This window comes from Paenibacillus chondroitinus NBRC 15376, assembly GCF_004000765.1.
In the GTDB taxonomy this organism is placed as follows: Bacteria; Bacillota; Bacilli; order Paenibacillales; family NBRC-103111; genus Paenibacillus_E; species Paenibacillus_E chondroitinus.
Genome location: NZ_BILW01000094.1, coordinates 1 through 3,740 on the forward strand (window position 1 = coordinate 1; position 3,740 = coordinate 3,740).

4 protein-coding genes are annotated in these 3,740 nt (G+C 39.9%); all 4 read right to left on the reverse strand.

Annotated features, from left to right (window positions below):
- Positions 1-206 precede the first annotated feature (206 nt).
- Positions 207-563: a hypothetical protein gene (locus tag PCH02S_RS35330; protein WP_127458777.1), complete on the reverse strand. Its 357-nt coding sequence runs from the start codon at positions 561-563 to the stop codon at positions 207-209.
- A 213-nt stretch (positions 564-776) separates the two neighbouring features.
- The gene (locus PCH02S_RS35335) at positions 777-1,127 is read right to left on the reverse strand and encodes a VOC family protein (RefSeq protein ID WP_127458778.1); all 351 of its coding nucleotides are present in this window, start codon (positions 1,125-1,127) and stop codon (positions 777-779) included.
- A 61-nt stretch (positions 1,128-1,188) separates the two neighbouring features.
- On the reverse strand, positions 1,189-1,716 hold the full coding sequence (locus tag PCH02S_RS35340) for a VOC family protein (RefSeq protein ID WP_127458779.1): 528 nt from the start codon (positions 1,714-1,716) through the stop codon (positions 1,189-1,191).
- Positions 1,717-2,252: 536 nt separating this feature from the next.
- Entirely contained in the window at positions 2,253-3,542 is a 1,290-nt protein-coding gene (locus PCH02S_RS35345) for an IS110 family RNA-guided transposase (RefSeq protein WP_127458780.1), read from the reverse strand.
- Between the last annotated feature and the right edge of the window lie 198 nt (positions 3,543-3,740).

The window sequence follows — 3,740 nt, forward strand, 5'->3', positions numbered from 1 at the left end:
TTGTTCCCCGTTAGGAATTCGGTTCGAAGGCTTGAAACTTTAGGTTATAACGTTACGATTTCGGAAGTCTCCTGATCTACGCCCCCTTATATCCTTGGCGCTACACTTTTAAAAAATGAATGAGCAGCGTCTTCTTTAGTGCTGTTCATTTTCTTCAACTACCAGATTTTTTAATTTTCATGGTAGTTAAAATTGACTGTCTACATTTACTCTAATATGCGATTCTCCCATGAAGAGATATTGATGTAATCGGTATTCAAAACATCCAATACATCCTGACAAAAGAGTCTAAATTCATCGATCTCTTGATCTTTTCTTTTCAAGATTATCTTTGCTTCTATCTCATTTTCCTTAGAAAAATCAATGCTTACCAGTTTAAAAGGTTTGATATATTTGCCTTTTGAGGGGAATGTCCATCCATCAAAAAAACTTCCCAGTAATTTTCTGTTAATCTGATCGATAGGTTTATTACACTTAATGCTTACTAATATTTGGGTACCTTTGGTTACGCTAGCCGGCAGAGGACTATACAATTTTTCTATGTCATCCCAAATGACATTCATTTCTAAATCACCACCATTAATATTTACACATATCTACTACTGAACGTTCTCCGATAAAATTATACCCATATTTAAACACAAACTATTGAAGATAACTGCCCGTTACTTGAATAAAAACAGGAAGCAGCTGCCGCGGCAATCTGCTCCCTGCTTTTATTGCGCTATAGTCTCGCGTTAGTTTAGTCCCTGATAAACATTATTTGTTTATTACTTCTAATTGTCCTTTATTTCTATCCTATTTCCTTCAGGATCTATAATTGTCCCAATTGTCCCCCAGTTAAATTTATTTACGTGAACTCTTACACCCCGACTTTTGATTTCACTTACTGTATTCTCAAAGTCGGTTACTTCGATTCTAATTACTGTTGGATTTTGAGCCCTGTTTTTTTCGGTTGTATTAGATACTCCATTGTCTTCTACCATCAGGTAACTTCCACCAAAATTTAATTTAGATAATCCTTGTTTTCTCTCACGAACTGTAAGACCAAGTTTCTCAGTATAAAAGTTGACGTTTTCTTCATAATTCTCTAAAAACAAAATAAATCCAGTTTCTTTTATGTGCAATTTTCAGACCTCCTTTTACTGTGTTTTCAAATCTCTTCTAAGGTAAATTTATGTAACGAAATCAAGTTACAGAATCAGTTTGAATTTCGACGTACTTAAGGGTCCCCTGGCTTAATCTCATAGAATAATCTTCTTCCATGCTTTGTGTATAGAACTCGATGACATTATCCTCCGTATCCTTAAAATATACTCTTTTGTGAATACCTCTAGTAACAATTTTATTATCTATACCTTTGTCATTTAGGATTGTAATTGCCTGTTCAATTTCATTCACTCCAACGAATAATGCCATATGTACATGAATCCCACCTTCATCGAATAATCCATTCCATGAGGAAATTGAGGATTCCTTTTCTGTCCGTTCTTCCCTGTTAAAGTTTCGTGGCAACCATAATCCCAATCTTGTGGGTCCACCAATATATAACCATGTAGCCCAAATTTCATTACCTTTTTCAGTAAATTGTCCGTCATTATATCCCCATTCCTGAACTATAGGGAATCCTAACTTGCCCGACCAAAAATCTACAGCTCGCTTCATATTCTTTACTTCTAAGACGACTTCTGACGCACCTTGAGATATGATTTTCATGGAAGCTCCCCACCTTCTCGAAATAAATAGCTACCTACATCGGAAAGATTAAGTTGAATTACAAAACTCACCATCTAAAGTAAGTTTATCTTAATTCAAAAGAATTGGGTATATCTTCCACACTAAACTCCCTCTATGGAGAAACGCTTTTCTCTTAAATACTCTCGTTTTCTCAGTTTTTAACCTTCAAATACTTTTTAGCAGATAACATTCAATGGTATGAAGTTGTAGAAGAAGAAATTTATGGATATGCTGAGGGGCAAAAGACTCTCTACCTAAACCACCTGTTGTAAAAAACGGATGGTATGGTAATGTATGGTTGCACCTTTGGATCTCCACATGTACTCATGGTGGTCAACCCTCCCACATCTCGCAGAGTCTACGCTCCCACATTCCTTCATTCAACCTATCCATGAGGTGGAGGTCAGATATGCTGCCCGACAGGATCATTGTCCGTAAGTTTAGTGCCTTTCCGACTCATCCGTGCTTCTTGTTACCTTGCTCTCCTTTGGTCATCAACATAAAAAAAACGATCATTAAGCTGCGTGTGGTATCTCGGTGGTGAATCGAGGGATATCCCGGATCATCTTTTCTTCACTAAACTCATGGCCCTTCTGCAAGATACCGAAAAGGATGCGTATGAGTTTGTTACATAACGCGATGAGAGACTGCATCTTTTTTAATGGATTCACAGGCCGTTTGGTGTAATATTCGTGCAGGATGCGAAAGGCTGGGTTTTTAGCGACAAGCGGCATCATCACTCTAAAGAGCAAAGCACGAAGGCGCTTCCTGCCCCTCTTTGTTATCCTGGTTTGTCCTGTATGTGTACCGGATGAATTTGTTTTCAAATTCAGTCCTGCAGGCTTTGTGATCTGCTTTGGATGTCGGTACTGGTCAATGTCTCCTACTTCGGCTAAAAAACCAGCGATGGTATCTCGGCCAATTCCTTTCATGGCCAACACTTGCTTTACATGAGGGATCTGCGCTAGCAGTTCATCTAACTTTGCTTCCAATTCCACAAGCTTGTTCTGAAGCCATTCGTACTGTGTCAGCAACAACTTTAGCTCCATTTTAGCCAACTCAGAGCCTTGCCTGATGCCAATAGATCGGCCGGCTGCTGCCTTCAGATTCTGTATTCGACCTAGACCAAGCCCGCGCTTTGCAGCTTCTCTTAAATGCTGCAGCAACGTCTCGTCTGGCACAGCAACAAGCTCATGCGGCAGTAGATTGAGGCTCAGCATTTGGATAGCAGATTTGCACTCCCAATCCTTAAATACCGTCAGAAACTCTGGGAAATACCGATCTAACCAGTTATGGACACGTGCTTGCACAACACAAAGGTCAGTTGTTAGGTGCTCGCGAATTTTCATGGCTTCTCTCAGTTCGGCATAAACACCTTGAGGAAGGCTCGGTACAGCGTATCTCCCGTCTTTGACCAACTGTGCAATCACTTTTGCGTCCTTGATGTCATTCTTTGTTGGGGAATTGTCATCTAATTCTTTACTTTTCTTCACGTGTAATGGGTTCACTACGCCGTATTTTACTTGCTCTTCTTTAAGAAAATGGGCTAGGTTTAGCCAGTAATGACCCGTCGGTTCCATACCAACTATGGCATCCTTAAACCCTTGCTCCGTCGCAATCTTTCTGAACCAGCTCACAAATAATTCAAAGCCTTCTCGATTGTTTTCAAACGTAAGTGGCTTCCCGAACTCGACTCCGCGGAAGTCCTGAGCTCTCGCCACATGTCTAAATTTTGCGATGTCGACTCCGATAATTAGGGTAGAAAAAGTAATTTGATTAATTCGTTCATTTTGAGTAGAATGCATGTTGTAGTCTCCTTGGTTTTGTTTTTGGATCTGACGCTGGCCAGCATCTGGGATCCATTAACATCATACCAAGGAGTCTTTTTATTTCTCAAACCTCGTATTTTCTCAAAATAGGAATTCTGCCCGTTACTTCAATAAAACAAGGGACAGAGCGCCACCTGCCGCGGAGCTCTGTCCCTTGTTTTTGCACTATGTTCT